This window comes from Saccharicrinis carchari (genome assembly GCF_900182605.1).
Taxonomy (GTDB): Bacteria; Bacteroidota; Bacteroidia; order Bacteroidales; family Marinilabiliaceae; genus Saccharicrinis; species Saccharicrinis carchari.
The window spans coordinates 382,189-399,837 of record NZ_FXTB01000003.1 but is presented as its reverse complement, the minus strand read 5'-3'; the positions used below and the strand labels follow the sequence as shown (position 1 = coordinate 399,837).

Below are 17,649 nucleotides of genomic sequence, written 5' to 3'. Positions count from 1 at the left end.
GTAGGTATTTGTATGCTTATAACATGGAATGTAAAATGTGACGTAGAGGGGATTTACACATCACCAAATTTATAAACAGCAATAATTGCGAATCATGTTATAAATATCTTATTTTGCAGGCATGGAGTTACTGCAAATAAAAGGGGTGGGGCCGGTACTTTTTCAGCTTAGCAAAAAGGCAAAGCGCCTTAGCATCAAACTAAAGCCTTTTGAACCTGTAAAAGTGGTGGTTCCTTTAAATGTGCACCCTAAAGAGGCCCTAACATTTGTTGAATCCAATAGGCAATGGATTCGGGATAATTTGCAAAAAGTGAAAGAAAAAGAAAACGACCTGACCATATTTGATGAATCCACTCTATTTAAAACACGCTCTTTTACCCTTGCCATAAAAAAATCTCCTCTTAAGCAAATGCGCATGCAATTAAAAAATGGACGGCTCTGCATTGAGTATCCCGCCCATATGGAAGTGAGGTCGGCCGCGGTGCAGGAAAATATTCGTTACGGCATTGAGGAAGCGATGCGGGTATCGGCCAAAAATTACTTGCCAAGGCGCTTGCATGATTTGGCACAGCAGCACGGCTTTACCTATAAGCGGGTGTTCATCAAAAATTTAAAAAGCAGATGGGGCAGCTGCTCAAATGTAAACAATATCAACCTTAACCTACATTTGATGCGCCTTCCTGACCACCTAATCGACAGCGTTATATTGCATGAGCTTTGCCATACAGTTGAAAAAAATCATGGTCCGGGCTTTTGGCAGCTTATGCACAAAGTAACAGGGGGCAAAGCAAAACTGTGGGACAAAGAAATAAAGCATTACCGAACCGTAATTTACTAGGTATGAACTGGAATAAGTTATTATCGACTACGCGTACCGGACAGGAGGATGCCACACAAACAGTAAAGCATCAACGCACACAATTTCAGCGCGATTACGACCGCTTGATTTTTTCGTCGCCTTTTCGGAGGATGCAGGACAAAACACAGGTGTTTCCTTTGCCCGGAAGTGTTTTTGTGCATAACCGTCTCACCCACAGCTTAGAAGTGGCCAGCGTAGGCCGTTCGTTGGGTCATAATATTGCGGAGTTTTTATTAGAAGAGAAAAAAATTGATAATACCCTGGTACACGAAATTGGTTCCGTGGTGGCTACCGCTTGCCTGGCGCACGATATGGGAAATCCGCCATTTGGTCATTCCGGCGAATCGGCACTTTCGCATTACTTTATACATGGCGAAGGCAAAAAACTAAAAGAAGAGTATGAAATTGACGATGCCCAATGGAACGACCTGATAAATTTTGAAGGTAATGCCAATGCTTTTAGAATACTTACGCACCAGTTTAAAGGACGCCGGAAAGGCGGTTTTTCTCTTACCTATACTTCCGTTGCATCCATTTTAAAATATCCCTATTCGTCGGGATCAAGCGATAAAAAAAAGTACGGTTTCTTCCAGTCCGAAAAGGCTATGTTTGAGCAACTTGTAAATAAATTGGGACTTATAGAAAAAGCACCCGGCGAATACTGCCGCCACCCACTGGTTTACCTTGTTGAGGCTGCCGACGATATTTGTTACCAAATAATGGACGTGGAGGATGCACATAAATTAAGGATACTGCACACCCACAGAACCAAGGAAATTTTGATGGCTTTTTTGGCCGAGGAGGAAGACCGGGGCGCACGCCGTAAAATTGAAGAGCTGTGCCGTGAGGTTACCGATATCAACGAGCAAATAACACTTATCAGAGCTTCCGTTATAGGAAAACTGGTGGGCATGTGCACCCGGATATTTAAGGATAATTACGATGCCATCATGTCAGGTAATTTCAAGGGAAGCCTCACAGACCATCTAAGTGGAAAAACCAAGGCTGCTGCACAAAACTGTACCCGAGTTTCGTTTAAAGAAATATACCACCACCCTTCAGTTGTGGAAATAGAAATTTCAGGTTTTAAAATATTAGGCTCCCTGTTGCACGAGTTTTCAAAGGCCGTACTCACCCCTAACGATAAATATAGCAGCATGTTACTGGCCTTTATTCCGGAACAGTACAGGGTAGATAATACAGCCACCACTTATCAGAAATTGCAAAGCGTGCTCGACTTTATTAGTGGAATGACAGATGTTTATGCCCTTGATTTATACCGCAAGATAAATGGGATGGGATTGACGGATAAAAGGTTTTAATATTGGTAAGATCAAAATATATACAATCCCTACAGGCAGTAATAACACATCGTATAATCCAGGTGCTTCCATACCATTGTTAGGTGCTGTTTAATCGTTTATATCAAATACACACCGTAATAGCATATATATATTTAATTTATTCTTCTTTTTATGCAATATTATTATTGATATTTAACTTTTAATGATACATTTGTACTTATAGTTATTTTTATTTACAAGTTATTATGAAAGAAGGTAAAGTAAAATTTTTCAACGAATCTAAAGGTTTTGGATTCATCAAGGACAACGAATCTAACGAAGAATATTTCGTTCACGTAACCGGTCTAATTGACCAAATCAGAGAAGACGACGATGTTGTCTTTGAACTGACTGAAGGTAAAAAAGGATTAAATGCGGTAAATGTTAAATTGGCATAACGAAATAAACTTATATTGATATTTCAATTTTCAACGCAAAGTCCAAGCCTCGCTATAACAGCGGGGCTTTTTGCTTTTAGTACCCTTTCACATTTTTAAAACATAGACTTAACCCGAGATGGTGTCCTACCTTATTGGCATTTAAAAACTACTGTAATTACAATATTAACTAATTGTTAACCCTCTCTTCTCTTAAAATTACCTTACTTTGTTGCAATGGCCTTTGTTTCAATATAAATGACGTATGTATATATTTGAATGTGTATATGCCTGAGCTACTGACAAAAAGAATAGGTTGCGTTACTTTACTTGTGCATCTGCTAAAAAAACATAGCAAAGAACCTACTTTTTTGTCACCCTAAAGTGTAAGTTTACTGTCTTTAATAATGACATCAAATAAACAAAGATGTACTATTAACGTTTTGCATCTTCATATATAAAATTATAAATACAATTATAATGAGTAAGGGAATTACATTTTTTGCAATTTTATTGCTAAGTATATTAAATGGAGTGTCCAACGCACAAATATTAGAGCCGGCCAAGTGGAAGGTGCAGCTCTCTGTTAACGATGCTGCTGTGGGTGATGAGATTGATGTTGTTTTTAAAGCCAACATTGATGATACCTGGTATCTATACTCCAACGATTTTGACCCTGAACTGGGTCCCATCTTAATTTCGTTTAACTTTGATGAAAACAATACTTACGAGCGCGTGGGTGATGTAAAACCCATAAATGCTAAGAAAAAGTACGACGAAGTATGGGAAGGTGAAGTAAGTTACTTCGAAAAGAGTGCCGAATTACGTCAGACTATACTTATTAAGGAATTGCCCTTGAAAGTATCGGGTACTTTTGATTTTCAGAGTTGCTCCAACGAAACCGGCATGTGCGTAATGGGCGATGATAAGTTTGACTTATCACTGAAGGGAAAAGCCACAACAAAAAAACAAAACGATAATACTTCCGCGGTAAAAGTAGAGGCGGAACAAAGGGAAGATGAAACTGCCCAAAAGCAAAGTGATAGTGCCGATAAAAAAGACGTTGAAATTAAAAATGGTAACGAAACAGAGCCTATAGAAACACAAAGCACCACAGAGAAATCTGAAAGGAGCTATTGGATGATATTTTTCCTTTCGTTTCTGGGTGGATTTGCTGCGCTGCTAACACCCTGTGTTTTTCCGATGATACCCATGACGGTAAGTTTTTTTACCAAGCAAAGTACCAGTAAAGCCAAAGGCATCCGAAACGCTATTCAATACGGTATTTTCATAGTTTTAATTTATGTGGTACTGGGGTGGGTAGTGGTACTGCTTTTTGGTGCCGATGCGTTAAATGCCTTATCCACAAACCACTGGTTTAACCTTTTCTTTTTTCTTTTGCTGGTGGTATTTGCCATATCCTTCCTGGGAGCATTTGAAATTGTGTTACCCGCATCATGGGTAAATAAAGCCGATTCGGGTGCCGATAAAGGTGGTTTGATAGGTTCGTTTTTTATGGCGCTTACCTTGGCTTTGGTTTCTTTTTCGTGTACAGGTCCCATAGTGGGTGCCTTATTGGTTACCGCTGCATCCGAAGGCGGAATAGCTCCACTCATTGGGATGTTCGGTTTTTCACTGGCCTTGGCTTTACCCTTTGCCTTATTTGCCGCTTTCCCGGGGTATTTAAACTCGTTGCCTAAATCGGGCGGCTGGTTAAATTCTGTAAAAGTGGTACTGGGCTTTTTAGAACTGGCACTGGCCTTTAAATTTTTATCTAATGCCGATTTGGTATTGGATCTTGGTCTTTTGGAACGTGAAGTATTCATCGCTATTTGGATTGCAGTTTTTGGTGCCCTAGGGTTTTACCTCTTTGGCAAACTGAAATTGCCCCACGATTCTCCAATGGATCATCTGCCGGTTTCCAGATTGCTGCTGGGTTTGCTGGTTTTTTCTTTTACTATTTATATGATACCCGGCTTGTGGGGAGCTCCGCTAAAACTGATTAGTGCTTTCCCTCCACCTATGGAATATGCCGAATCGCCCGAGGGAGTGGGTAACCGCGCCAGAAAAGCTATTAGTGTGAGCAGCACGGCGCTGAGCGATGAGCAACGGATACTCGAAGAAAAAAGACATGTAGGACCCCAGGGGCTAATGGTATTTCATGAGTACGATGATGCCCTGGCTTATGCCAAATTGGTGAATAAGCCTTTGTTTATCGACTTTACCGGCAAAGCTTGTGTCAATTGCCGTCAAATGGAAATTAATGTATGGTCCGACCCGGCAGTTAATTCACTGATGCTTAACGATTTTGTTGTGGTGGCATTATATGTTGACTTCAAAAAAAATCTGCCCAAAGAAGAGCATTACACATCCGAAACAACGGGTAAAAAGATAACCACAATTGGTGGTAAATGGAGTGACTTCCAGATTTCGAGATACAACATAAATAGCCAGCCCTATTATGCCATTGTAGATCATTCAGAGGAAAATCTGGTTGAACCCAGAGGATACGAACCAAACAAAAAAGCCTATGCCGAATGGTTGCAAAAGGCAAAGGAAAACTTCCACAAAAAATAAGGAAGTTGCAATACCTCATAAGCAAGATCGTTTACTTTGCTTGGTTTAATCTAAACTAAGTTGATGTCCTACACCTTTAAAGAGCATACCATGTACAATGACTTTTTATGTAAGCTTAAAGAAGAATTTGTTCCGGCACTGGGTTGCACCGAACCGATAGCTGTAGCCTATGCCGCAGCTTTAAGTAGAGAAATTTTAAACGAAGAACCCGAAAAAATTAAGCTCAGGGTAAGTGGTAACATTTTTAAAAACGGGATAGGCGTTGGCATACCGGGCTCGGGCATGGTAGGTTTAACAATTGCCGGGGCCATGGGTGCACTGGGAGGCAACCCAAAGTACGAACTCGAAGTACTGGATGGCATAAGCACCGATATTATTGAGAAATCAAAAGAGTTTGTCAACCAAAATTTGGTATCGATAGATGTTAAATCCGACGTACCCAAGTTGTATATCGAGTGTACGTGCTACAGTGGAAACCATACCGGAAGGGTAATTATTGAAAACCGCCACACCAACGTAGTGCTTAAAGAAAAAAACGGTAATGTTATTTTTAAAAAAAATAGCGGCAAAGCCGATACCGTAAGGAACGATTTTAAAGAATGGAATTTTAAGAAAATCTATAATTTTGTTCAAGAAGTAAAAATAGAGGATATTGAGTTTCTTCAAAAGGGAATAACACTAAATAACAACATTGCAAGAGAAGGCTTAACCGGAAACTACGGCCTGCAGGTAGGAAAGTCGATGATGTTAAGTATGGAAAAAGGGCTATTATCGAAAGACCTGATGAATAAGTCTATCATGCTTGCCGCAGCTGCTTCGGATGCGCGTATGGCAGGTAGCTCCATGCCTGTTATGTCCAATTGCGGAAGCGGAAACCAAGGCATTAGTGTGACTATACCTGTGGTGGTGGTGGCCCAGGAGCTGGGAGCAAGCCAGGATAAATTACTTAGAGCCATGACCTTGGCGCTGCTGGTGAGTATTTATATGAAATCCTTTGTAGGGCAACTGTCGGCGCTGTGTGGTGTTCTTTTGTCAACAACAGGTGCAGCATGTGGCATTACCTATATTATGGGTGGTAACCTGGAGCAACTGGGAATGACTTTGCAAAACATGACCGGCAGTGTTACCGGTATGATTTGCGACGGTGCCAAATTCGGCTGTTCGCATAAAATATCCTCCAGCGTTGGGGCGGCCATACAATCCTCGCTGCTGGCCATGAACCACAATCACTTAAATGGCCTAAACGGAATAATCGACGATGATATTGATGCGACGATTCGCAACATTGGCCGATTGGCAACCGAAGGCATGGAGGTTACCGATGATGTGATATTGCAAACCATGCTGGATAAAATAAAAAAATTTGAATAACTGAATTAACGACAAAGTACAAATCTCATCCGTAAAAGTCAGAAAAATAGTAGGATGCAAGTAGCAGGTATCGCATATCAAAGACTGCCCCTTGCCTTTCAAAAGGCTGGCGTTTTTTCGGATAATCATACAGAAAGAATTCTTAGTATAAATATAAAATGCGTACAATGAACAAATACATAACAGCATTATTGGTAGCTGCTCTATTGCTGCCAGGCGTATGGCTAAAAGCCCAAAATTCAACAAGTATTCCGTTAAATCCCGAGGTCAAGCATGGAAAGTTATCCAACGGCATGACCTACTATATCATGAAAAATCAGGAGCCCAAAGAAAGAGCAAGTATTTACTTTGTGCAAAATGTTGGTGCCATCCTTGAGGAAGATTCGCAAAATGGACTGGCACACTTTCTGGAGCACATGGCTTTTAACGGTTTGGAGCATTATCCTGGTAAAAGCATGCTTAAATATCTCGAAGCAAATGGCGTTAAATTTGGCAGGGATATCAATGCATATACTTCTCAGGACGAAACAGTGTATAATTTGAGCAATATACCCACCATCCGCGAAGGTTTGTTAGACTCTGCCTTGTTGGTGCTGCACGATTGGTCGGGCGGTTTATTGTTAGAAGGTGATGAAATTGAAGCAGAAAGAGGTGTTATACGCGAGGAATGGCGTACCCGGAGAAATTCCGGTTTCCGCTTGATGAAACAAACCATGCCTTATGTTTATAATAATTCAAAGTATGCCGAGCGTGATGTAATTGGTTCGCTGGATATCATCAATAACTTTGATCATCAGGAATTAAGAGATTACTACGACAAATGGTATCGTCCTGATTTGCAAGCCGTAGTGGTAGTTGGGGATGTAGATACGGAAAAGGTAGAGCAAAAAGTAAAAACACTATTCTCAAAAATACCGGCGAAAGAAAATCCTGCCGAAAGGGTTTACTACCCCATTGAAGATTCCGAAGAAATGGGGTTTGTGGTAGCTAAAGACAAAGAAGCGCAGGGAGTTGGTATAAACTGGATTTTTCGCAACAATCCGGTTGCCGAGCATAACGAAGCTTACATGCGCACAGGCATGGCGCAACGTATGTTCCGTATGATGATGAGCAATCGTTTGAGTGAGCTCACCCGTAAACCCGATTGCCCCGCCTTGAGCATGGGCGTAGGTCATTTTACACTTGCCCGTACCAAAGATGCGGCTTATTTAAGTATCAACCCCAAGGAGAATAAAGAAAAAGAAGCTTTTGCACTGATGGTAACAGAGCTTGAAAGGGCACGCAGATTCGGTTTTAATGAGTCGGAATTGGAACGTACCAAAACGGAGTTACTACGCAGTTACGAAACCTATTACGAAGATCGCGAGAAAATTAAAAATGACACCTGGGCCAAGCAATTGGGCGATCATTTTCTTAAAGCAAGTCCGTTGCCATCTATTGAATGGGAGCTGGAATTTGCCAAAAAAACAATCCCTGCCATCACCCTCAACGAGGTGCACGCGCTCTTTGGCGATTTTGGAAACGTGCCAAATAGTGTGATCACCATTTCGGGTCCCGATAAAGATGAAATTACCTATCCTACCAAAGACGAGTTGATGGCAGCGGTAGAAACCGTGCTGATGACAAAATTGGAACCTTATCACGATGATGCTGACGACAGTCCTTTGGTTGCACAAGAGCTGACAGAAAAAGCAGTGATCGAAGAAAAGCCGGTAGATGGAACAGATGCTATGATGTATAAACTGGAGAATGGGGCTCAGGTGGTTATTTTACCAACAGAATTAAGCAAGGATGAAATACTGTTCAGTGCACACAGCTTTGGCGGAATGTCCTTGTTAGAGGAAGATGAACTGGCAACGGGTAATTTGGTAACCAACATTGCCGCTATGTCGGGTGCTGGCACCTTTGATGCTACGCAGCTTAAGAAAAAACTTAGTGGAAAAATTGCCAATGTGTCCGCCACTTTGGGTGATGTGAGCGAGGGTTTTAGAGGGTCGGCATCGCCAAAAGATTTTGAAACGATGCTACAGTTGCTCTATCTTAAATTTCAAGAACCCCGTTTTGAGAAAGATTCGTACGAAACACTCGTAGGCTCTTTGAAAAACCGCCTGGTATATATAAAAACGGATAACAACAGAGCTTTTAGTGATACCATTAGTGTGCTGCGCACTAATTACAACCCGCGAAATCTGCTTTTTAACGAAGACTTTGTAAACCAGTTGGATTACGATAAGGCAGTAGCTATTTACAAAGATCGTTTTCAGGATGCCAGTGATTTCACCTTTATATTTGTGGGTAATATCGAGTTGGAAAGAGATATGCCACTGATAAAAAAATACATTGGCAACTTAAGCGCTTCGGAACGAACAGAAACATGGGTAAACCATAAAATTAAACCGGCTCCAGGAGCCAGTGCAAGGGTTATTGAGCGCGAAATGGAAGTTCCAAAATCAACGGTTTATTATTCCTTGTATAACGATGTGGAGTACAACCTGAAAACCAGAACCTATGTAAGGGTAATAGCCGACCTGTTGAGCAAAAGATACCTGGAAACCATCCGCGAAGAAGAAGGTGGCAGTTACGGGGTTAGCGTACGTCCATCCATTTCAAAACGTCCATATGAGCGTGCTTCCATCGCCATGAGTTTTGATACCGACCCCGAAAAAAGGGAGCGTTTGAGCGAGATAATGAAACAGGAAATAGTTAAGCTGGCCAAAAACGGGCCTATCCTTAACGACTTGAACGAGATAAAGAAAAACTATTTGAAAAATCGTGAAGAAGCGGAAGATCAGAATAGTTTTTGGCTAAGCGTAATTAGGGGTTCACTAATTAACGACGAACCTGTTGTAAGCACCGAAGACTACAACAAAATGATAAACGACATAAGCGCTAAAGAAGTGAAAAAATTTGCCCGGAAGCTATTCAAAAACTACGATTCGATTGAAGTGGTGATGAACCCTGCACAGGTAGAATAGTTAAGTTGTGTAGCGGTACTAACAAGCCTGTGGCGATCAAAAACCAAAAAGCTCCGAATTTTTTGTTCGGAGCTTTTTGGTTTTATGAAAAATTATTGCTGACTGCATAAACAATTGTAGCGCTAATTCCATATATGCAGCGTGCCGTTTAGTATTTGTGATTTATACTTGTAGAGCGGCCAATCCGAAGGGCCTTCTTGTTTTTCACCAGCTTCGGTGGCAAGGAAATACTTTGAGCCACACGTAGGACAAACACCAAAAATATCATCTTCAATTTCGATAAGGCTACCAAAATTTTTTTCGTAGGGGCACATTAAATCAAAAACAAAATAAAAATCAGGGGGTAGTTTATAAATAACCACGCCGGCGTTCCCGATAAGATTGCCGTACGAATCTCTTCGTATTATAAACGGATTTTCCTGATTATACCGTGGATCTGTGTCTATACCCTCAATTTGCGCATTAAAGCGTCGCGTAGGTATAATTTCTTCGGTATCTGTGCACGACACTAATAGGAATAAAGAAAGGATAGAAATAATCAACAATTTATTTTTCATATGTATAAAATATAGTTTGTAAACATGCCAAATGAAACTCGCCACCATGGTTATTTCCCTACTGTAGGACGGCTCAGGTTAAATGAGTAAAACTCCCCCTAGCCTGCCCCAACCGTTCGGGCGCAAGTTTCATGCATATCAGCTTAAATAACTTTACAAATTTATTAAAAAACTACTGCTGTGAAGGGTCTGAATAAAAAAAGACCATGCCCATGCTAAACCAACAGAAATTTTTATAACTTTATTGTTTAAATAAAAAATAAAAATGGAAAATTTAGGAGATTTACTCTATATTGTATTTGCCATAATTGCGGTTTTCTATAGTTTTATTAAAAAGAACGCACAAAAAGCCAAGGAAGCTACCCCGCCTATTTTTGAAGAAGATGAAGACGGTGAAGGCTTTGAACCGGACGACAGAACTATAGAGGGAGCCCCCGGCACACGTGCCACAGTGGTTCAGCCTGCTGCCATGTACCCGGACCAGCCACTCAAAGAAAGGGTGTTGGATAATTCGATGGAAGAAAAGAAAAAGCAAATGGAGCAGAGTTTTTCACGTATTAAACGCACAAGCGATATAAAAAAGACAATTGAGCTGGAAGAGGAGGAAAGCACCGGCGGATATATAAAGGATTTTGATTTGCGCGCAGCGGTAATTTATTCTGAACTATTAAAACGACCGGAATTTTAGTCCCTATTTCTAATTCAGTACTTATTTTATATCTTTGCAGCAAAGAGTTTCGGATTCCGGGATTCTTTATTTTTTTATATAGTAATTCATAAAGCAATACATAAAGGAGGAAGGCAAATGTCAAACGTAAGTTATCTTACCGAAGAAGGGCTGAAAAAATTAAAAGCAGAGCTCCATCAACTGGAGTCAGTAGAAAGACCCAGCATCTCGGCTCAAATAGCAGAGGCCAGAGACAAAGGCGATTTGTCGGAGAATGCAGAGTATGATGCAGCTAAAGAAGCGCAAGGATTATTGGAGATGAAAATTTCCAAAATAAAAAACATATTGGCTAATTCCCGGATTATCGACGAATCGAGGATTGACACCTCAAAAGTACAATTGTTAAATAAGGTTAAAATAAAAAACCTGAAAAACAATGCCGAGATGACCTATACCCTGGTTCCCGAGAGCGAAGCCAACCTAAAGGAAGGTAAACTCTCCATCTCAACACCCATAGCCAAAGGTTTATTAGGGAAAAAAGTAGGCGACACAGTGGATATAACCGTGCCCTCAGGTGTTATGACCTTTGAAATAGTAGAAATATCTATCTAAAGGAAAGCGTATGGCAACCCTATTTTCGAAAATAGTAAAAGGAGATATTCCTTGTTATAAAATTGCTGAGGACGACCGCTTCTTTGCATTTTTAGATATCAACCCGCTGCAGGAGGGACACACCCTGGTTATTCCCAAAAAGGAAGTAGATTACATTTTTGATTTGGATGATAAAACCTTGTGCGACCTGCATCTTTTTGCCAAAAAAATAGCATTAGCCCTCGACAAATCCATCCAATGCAAACGTGTGGGAGTGGTAGTACTAGGTTTGGAAGTACCCCATGCCCATATTCATCTGGTGCCCTTAAAAGATGAGGGCGACGTTAACTTTTCAAATCCAAAACTTAAGTTTACGCCCGAACAGTTTGAGGCTATTGCCAGCAAAATTAAGTTTAACCTGGAGCTATAGCCTTAAGTGTAGCAAAGTGTTTTTGGTTCAATCACAGCAATCACCATGAGTATTAACTGGATATTACTAATCGTAGGCGGTCTCTTCGAAACGGGATTCGCCATCAGCATGGGTAAAGCACAGCACACATCAGGCAAGGAGTCGTGGATGTGGCTCGCTGCTTTTGCTGTTTCTGTTAGTATAAGCATGTTTTTACTTTACAAGGCTATGGGAGGCGAAAAGGCCATTCCCGTAGGAACGGCCTATGCGGTATGGGGCGCCATTGGTGCCATTGGAACCGTTGTGGCGGGTATATTTTTATTTAAAGAGCCGGTGACCTTTTGGCGTATTTTCTTTCTCTCTACTTTGGTAATATCTGTAGTAGGCTTGCAGGTGGTAAGCGAGAGTTGATAATTCTTCCTTCGCACAAAAGATCATCCTAATTCCTCATCATCAGGCTCTTCCAAATAAATATCTATTAAACCCTCCGGCAAATCCACATGCAGGGTTTTTTCCGTATCATCGGAAGCAATAATAAAATCGGGGTGAATGGGGAATAGAATTTCTTTGTTTTCAAAATCAAGCGCAAACAAAGGGTTATTAACAATTTCAACTACTGCCCTTATCGAGCCAATACATCCCTTTTTTTTATCGTACACCCTGTACCCCACATAGCCCACATCCGGCATTTCATCCAGCGCTTCAAGCTGCTGTTTACCTACATACACAGCAGTGCCACACAAATCACCTGCTCTGCTCTCACTGTCCACGCCTTCCAGTTTAACCAATATACTTTTTGTGCCCTTTACCCGATAACTTTCTACATAAAACGGAACCAGCCCCTTGTCTATATCCAAAAACAGAAAATCCATATCCAGCTCCTCACTGTTTATCCCTTCTATTAATAGCAAGGTAAGCTCACCTTTTACGCCATGGGTTTTTTGGATAAAACCAATTTGTGTTGTGTCTTCTTTTTGTATCATGCCATTTATATTGGTAGGGTAAAAATAGAGAAATAGTATCTCAGCTGCAATATGCTGCGTAAAAAACCGGCGCATTACAGCAAGTTACTACGCATAAAAAAACCCCCATTGTGTAATGAGGGTTTTCTTATATTGTTTAAGATGCTTCTGCAAGCTGTCTTATTCGGCAGAAGGCTCTTCGGCAGGTGCTTCACCTTGCTCATCCTGTGCCTCGGCTGCAGGTGCTTCCTTCGCCTTTTGGGCTGCTTCGGCTTCTGCGGCCAAATCTGACTTTCTTTTGGCGATAGCCTCTGCTCTTTCGGCATTAACTTTCGCTTCACGTTCAAGCTGCTCTTTGCTTTGCTCGGCATCTTTACCGGCCAAGCCGTCAATTTTTGCTTGAATTTTGGCTTCCTTTTCCGTCAACCAGGCTTGAAATCTCTTATCCGCCTCGGCCTCGTCAAAGGCACCTTTTTTAACACCTTCTAAAAGGTGCTTTTTCATCATTACCCCCTTGTACGACAAAATAGCCCTTGCGGTATCAGTAGGTTGCGCTCCGTTACCTAACCAGGTTAAAGCCTTATCGAAGTTTAAATCGATAGTTGCAGGGTTGGTGTTGGGATTGTACGATCCGATACGCTCAATGTACTTGCCATCACGTGGCGCTCTGCTGTCTGCAACCACAATGTGGTAGAAAGCGTTTCTTTTACGACCGTGTCTTGCTAGTCTAATTTTTACTGGCATGTTTTAAATTTTATTTGATTTACAAATGTTGCAAAAGCTCTGTTTTGCGGGTGCAAAGATAAATATTATTTTTAAAAAGAAACTATGCTTTCCATTAAAAATTAATGCTTTAATACCACTTCCTCTATTACTTGTATCACTCCGTTGGAATCGTTACTTGGCGCAATAAATTGGGCCACATTTTTAACATCTTCGTGTGCATTTTCCATGGCATAACTGTGGCTGGCCATTTGTAACATCTCAATATCATTATGAAAATCGCCAAACACCATGGTCTCCTCTTTTTTTACGCCCAATAATTGCTGTATGTGCGCAACCGCAGCACCCTTATTAACCCCTAAAGGCATCAAATCTATCCATACATTGCTCGATGGCGCCACTACATGCTTTTCCTCGAAACGATTCCATATTTTGCCACTATTTTCTTGCCAGGTGAGTGAATCACAAATGGCCACTTTTAGCACTTGCTCATTAATTTTTTTGGCTTCATCTACCATCTCGATATTCGGATAATATTTTTTGGCCTTTTTTATAAAATCAGCATCATCCGATTCGGTGTAGGGCTTATGGGGCGTACAAATAACAGCGTCAACACCAGCTATTTTACGGTAGGTGTTTATTATTTCATCCATTTCGCTATTAGTAAAGCTGCCGGATATAAGTGGCTCTGGTTGGGTGCCGATATAGGCACCGTTGTCGCCAATAAAAATAATGTCGTGCGTAAAATGTTCAAATTGTGGACGCAGGCTGTAATGCGGTCGTCCGCTGGCTACGGCAAAACGAATACCCTTGTCACGCAGTTGTTTATATATGCTTTCAAATTTTGGCGACAATTCCTTATTAGAATTTAACAAGGTGCCATCCATATCTGTTACAATTAATTTTATCATGTTATTTATTTTTAGTTATCCTTAATCCTTTAATTCAATTATCACTTAATCCAATCATTACGTTTACTAACTCCATTTTTCGTTTAATCCATTCCGCCAACCGAAATGGTCAGGTCTATAAATACTAGCAGTTCGGCGCTGTTATCCCTTAACCGTACCACCTTTTTCACCCGAAGCCCAATTTAAACGGTGCACCGGGTCGTACTCCAAGGTTTCAAACCCTACCTTATCGTCTTTATGCTATTCGCCCTCTGCTTTTGGCTCTTATCATTATGCACAGCGGCTCTCTCTCAGTTTTACGTTCGCCGCATTATGCACATATTTAGCCACTCTCGGCTGATTGCTCTCCTTCTAAGAAATCTATTATCAATTGTACCACGTCGTTATAGTCGTCAATTCCTTTTTGAATATTGTTCGATTTCAGATAAGCATCATTGACTTTGGTGGTAACGTCATCAATTTTTTCGTTGCGCCACGAGCGCCAATGTGCATTTCGCACGCTCATATCGCCCAACACTTCCGGTCTTATTTTCGCTATTAACTCTTTTCTGTTTTTTATGCCACGCGATTGATAGATGAAATAGTCCAACACATACAACCAGCCTGCATAGCTAATAAAATCATCCTTGCTATTAACACAAATGAGCCATCCGTAAAAGCCTGCTTCTGCTTCGCTTGTTATCCCAAGTCGGTGCGATTTTTCGTGAGCCGTAACCACCGGTATGTCCCATGCAGTAAGGTGTTTATTCACATGCGTTTCGTTAAAAAAGGGGCCATAATAACCCAGAATAGTAGCCTTGGCAAAAAAATCGCTAAAGGTAATACGTTTTGTCCTGTTCCTGCCCATAGGATATTCATAACCCAAATATGCCGATTTACTTTTATACGAAGCCTCAATCAACGCATCGGTGATAGCGGGTTTAAATTGAGTTTGGGGCGAATAATAATAGTTGGTTTGCTCAATTACATAAATAAAATTGCGGATAAAAATGGAATCGTTGGTCGGGCTCTTGTTCAAATGTAACCTTTGGTGTGCCGATTGACGGTAATAATTAAAGCCCCAAAGCCAGTAGAACAAAACATATACCAGTGCAATAGTTTGTAAAACCCGAATCAAAAACCTGCCAAAGCCTATCTTCCGAAGTGCCAGGAGAACCAAGCCTGCAAGTAAGAGCAAAATCAGCGATACATAAAACGCATCGCCCAACGAAAAAGGCACGCGCACCGATGCCGAGGACAATACTTTGGCAATGTATGGATATAATCCGGTAGAATAAAACTTTTCGGTGAGCAATGCATTGCATTTAAATATGAGCTGCATTAACAAGGTCAGTAGAAAAAATATAAACAGTATGGAAGATTTTAAAACGGATGACTTTATTCGCATTAGGTAATTATTATTATTTTCGTGGTTTAAGCAAAGATAACGATAATACATGAACATACATTTTATTGCCATAGGAGGCGCAGCCATGCACAATTTGGCCATCGCTCTGCATAAAAAAGGATATAGAGTTACCGGTTCCGACGACGAAATATTCGATCCCTCGCGCAGTCGCTTGCAAACGCATGGTTTGTTACCCAAAGCCTTTGGCTGGTTTCCGGAACAGATAAACAGCAGCATTGATGTTATTATTTTAGGGATGCACGCCCGAAAAGATAACCCCGAGCTTATACGAGCGCAGGAACTGAACTTAAAAGTATACTCTTATCCTGAGTATTTGTACGAGCAATGCAAAGAAAAAAAACGGGTGGTCATTGGCGGCAGTCACGGCAAAACAACCATTACCTCTATGGTAATGCACGTACTTAAGGAGCTCGGCCACAAGTTCGACTACATGGTAGGTGCACAGATAGAGGGTTTTGATACCATGGTGCAGCTTTCGCATGATGCGCCCATAGCAATATTTGAAGGTGATGAATACCTCTCTTCTCCTATCGACCTACGACCCAAATTCCATTGGTACAAGCCACATGTGGCCCTACTCACCGGTGTGGCCTGGGATCATATTAATGTTTTTCCTACCTGGGAAAACTATGTGGAGCAATTTACATTGTTTGCCGATACACTGGCTTCGGATGCAACTCTTATATGGTACTTGATGGATCCGGAACTGCAAAAAATAGCGGATCATCTACGCCCCGATATTAAAAGCCTGGCCTACGATGAGTTGCCCTGTGCGCTCACCAACGGAAAATCAACCGTTACTTTTAATGGTAATAACTATACTTTATCTGTATTTGGTCCCCATAACTTGCAGAATTTAAACGGAGCCCGTTTGCTTTGCGCTGAGCTTGGTATTGCCGACGATACCTTTTTTAAGTGCATATCCTCCTTTAAAGGGGCTGCCAAACGCCTGCAAACATTGCGGAGCGAAGAAAGCGCTGCGGTGTTTTTAGATTTTGCCCATTCGCCCTCCAAACTCGAAGCTACGGTTAAAGCGGTAAAACAGCAGTATCCCCATAGGAAACTGGTGGCCTGTATGGAGCTGCACACTTTTAGCAGCTTAAACAAGGACTTTTTGCCCCATTATAAAAACAGCATGCAAGAGGCAGACATGGCCTACGTGTATTTCAATCCCAAAGTGGTGGCCCATAAAAAGCTTCCACCCATTAACGAGGAGATGGTGCGGGTAGCTTTCGGTACCGATAATGTGACTGTTTTTTCAGATACCGATAAATTACAACAAACGCTCCATTCGCTGAATTGGGAAAACAGTAACTTATTACTGATGAGCTCGGGCAATTTTTCGGGTATCGATTTTAAGGAGTTTGCCAAGGGACTGTTTTAAGATGGAAACCATCCCGATGTCTTCCCAAAAGATATTTTAGACCCTAATCCCAAATTTATCAAATTTTTTAGTGACTTTTTAATAGAATATGTTAGGTTTATCTTTTAAAATAAAATGGAGTCGACACCATTTGAAAAAACGGGGCGAAACTGAAAAGCCAAACGAGTAGGGATTATTTATTAAAGTACATTTCAATATGGAAGCACAGAAGGTGGACATGTTTATCATGACAAATGGCAAATACTTTGAAAGCCATGAGGTTATTCAAATTAGAGAGCAACTTCTTCAGTTAGACGACTCTAAATGGAGCCTGATTCAAACATTGCAATTCAAAGACCCTACAACAAGCCTTATTGTTTCATTGCTCGGCGGAAGTTTGGGCATCGACCGCTTTATGATTGGAGACACAGGACTTGGAATCGGTAAGCTTTTAACTTGTGGCGGCTTTGGTATTTGGGCTATAATTGACTGGTTCATAATTATGGGTGCTACCAGAGAAAAAAATATAGCTAAACTTAGACAAGCTTTATATTAA

Annotated in this window: 17 protein-coding genes; 12 read left to right on the top strand and 5 right to left on the bottom strand. The window is 41.1% G+C overall.

Annotated elements, in window-relative coordinates:
* Positions 1 to 121 precede the first annotated feature (121 nt).
* The 6 genes from FN809_RS08420 (at position 122) to FN809_RS08395 (ending at position 9,502) form a co-directional block, all read left to right on the top strand.
* Positions 122 to 838 carry a M48 family metallopeptidase gene (locus tag FN809_RS08420; protein WP_142533055.1) on the top strand — a complete coding sequence of 239 codons (717 nt, stop codon included), beginning with the start codon at positions 122 to 124 and terminating at the stop codon, positions 836 to 838.
* Positions 839 to 840: 2 nt separating this feature from the next.
* Positions 841 to 2,181 (top strand): deoxyguanosinetriphosphate triphosphohydrolase, encoded by a 1,341-nt coding sequence (locus FN809_RS08415; protein WP_142533054.1) that lies wholly within the window; start codon positions 841 to 843, stop codon positions 2,179 to 2,181.
* Positions 2,182 to 2,408: 227 nt separating this feature from the next.
* Entirely contained in the window at positions 2,409 to 2,600 is a 192-nt protein-coding gene (locus FN809_RS08410; RefSeq protein ID WP_142533053.1) for a cold-shock protein, read from the top strand.
* Between the two features lie 459 nt (positions 2,601 to 3,059).
* On the top strand, positions 3,060 to 5,156 hold the full coding sequence (locus tag FN809_RS08405; RefSeq protein WP_142533052.1) for a protein-disulfide reductase DsbD family protein: 2,097 nt from the start codon (positions 3,060 to 3,062) through the stop codon (positions 5,154 to 5,156).
* 63 nt (positions 5,157 to 5,219) lie between these two features.
* Positions 5,220 to 6,527, top strand: a complete 1,308-nt coding sequence (locus FN809_RS08400; RefSeq protein ID WP_142533051.1) for an L-cysteine desulfidase family protein — start codon at positions 5,220 to 5,222, stop codon at positions 6,525 to 6,527.
* A gap of 167 nt (positions 6,528 to 6,694) precedes the next feature.
* Positions 6,695 to 9,502, top strand: a complete 2,808-nt coding sequence (locus FN809_RS08395; protein ID WP_185957503.1) for a M16 family metallopeptidase — start codon at positions 6,695 to 6,697, stop codon at positions 9,500 to 9,502.
* Positions 9,503 to 9,624: 122 nt separating this feature from the next.
* Here the strand turns inward: FN809_RS08395 and FN809_RS08390 are convergent, their stop codons facing one another.
* A complete protein-coding gene (locus FN809_RS08390; RefSeq protein WP_142533049.1) occupies positions 9,625 to 10,059 on the bottom strand; it encodes a Rieske (2Fe-2S) protein in 435 nt (144 codons plus the stop codon).
* A 265-nt stretch (positions 10,060 to 10,324) separates the two neighbouring features.
* On the opposite strand from FN809_RS08390, the gene FN809_RS08385 reads away from it, so the two are divergent.
* The 4 genes from FN809_RS08385 (at position 10,325) to FN809_RS08370 (ending at position 12,137) form a co-directional block, all read left to right on the top strand.
* Positions 10,325 to 10,747: a hypothetical protein gene (locus FN809_RS08385; protein ID WP_142533048.1), complete on the top strand. Its 423-nt coding sequence runs from the start codon at positions 10,325 to 10,327 to the stop codon at positions 10,745 to 10,747.
* Between the two features lie 117 nt (positions 10,748 to 10,864).
* Positions 10,865 to 11,338 carry a transcription elongation factor GreA gene (greA, locus tag FN809_RS08380; protein WP_142533047.1) on the top strand — a complete coding sequence of 158 codons (474 nt, stop codon included), beginning with the start codon at positions 10,865 to 10,867 and terminating at the stop codon, positions 11,336 to 11,338.
* 10 nt (positions 11,339 to 11,348) lie between these two features.
* Positions 11,349 to 11,747 carry an HIT family protein gene (locus FN809_RS08375; protein WP_142533046.1) on the top strand — a complete coding sequence of 133 codons (399 nt, stop codon included), beginning with the start codon at positions 11,349 to 11,351 and terminating at the stop codon, positions 11,745 to 11,747.
* A 45-nt stretch (positions 11,748 to 11,792) separates the two neighbouring features.
* Entirely contained in the window at positions 11,793 to 12,137 is a 345-nt protein-coding gene (locus FN809_RS08370) for a DMT family transporter (protein WP_246095539.1), read from the top strand.
* Positions 12,138 to 12,160: 23 nt separating this feature from the next.
* Here FN809_RS08370 and FN809_RS08365 read toward each other — a convergent pair whose 3' ends face one another.
* From FN809_RS08365 to FN809_RS08350, 4 genes are all read right to left on the bottom strand, one after another.
* Complete coding sequence (locus tag FN809_RS08365; protein ID WP_185957502.1) at positions 12,161 to 12,709, bottom strand: ribosome maturation factor RimM; 549 nt, start codon at positions 12,707 to 12,709, stop codon at positions 12,161 to 12,163.
* A gap of 159 nt (positions 12,710 to 12,868) precedes the next feature.
* A complete protein-coding gene (locus FN809_RS08360) occupies positions 12,869 to 13,432 on the bottom strand; it encodes a 30S ribosomal protein S16 (RefSeq protein WP_142533044.1) in 564 nt (187 codons plus the stop codon).
* 101 nt (positions 13,433 to 13,533) lie between these two features.
* On the bottom strand, positions 13,534 to 14,322 hold the full coding sequence (locus FN809_RS08355) for an HAD family hydrolase (RefSeq protein ID WP_142533043.1): 789 nt from the start codon (positions 14,320 to 14,322) through the stop codon (positions 13,534 to 13,536).
* Positions 14,323 to 14,644: 322 nt separating this feature from the next.
* Entirely contained in the window at positions 14,645 to 15,709 is a 1,065-nt protein-coding gene (locus FN809_RS08350; protein WP_185957501.1) for a DUF3810 domain-containing protein, read from the bottom strand.
* 49 nt (positions 15,710 to 15,758) lie between these two features.
* Between FN809_RS08350 and FN809_RS08345 the strand changes: the two genes are divergently transcribed.
* Both FN809_RS08345 and FN809_RS08340 read left to right on the top strand, forming a co-directional pair.
* Positions 15,759 to 17,114, top strand: a complete 1,356-nt coding sequence (locus tag FN809_RS08345; protein ID WP_142533041.1) for a UDP-N-acetylmuramate--L-alanine ligase — start codon at positions 15,759 to 15,761, stop codon at positions 17,112 to 17,114.
* Between the two features lie 196 nt (positions 17,115 to 17,310).
* On the top strand, positions 17,311 to 17,649 hold the full coding sequence (locus tag FN809_RS08340; RefSeq protein ID WP_142533040.1) for a TM2 domain-containing protein: 339 nt from the start codon (positions 17,311 to 17,313) through the stop codon (positions 17,647 to 17,649).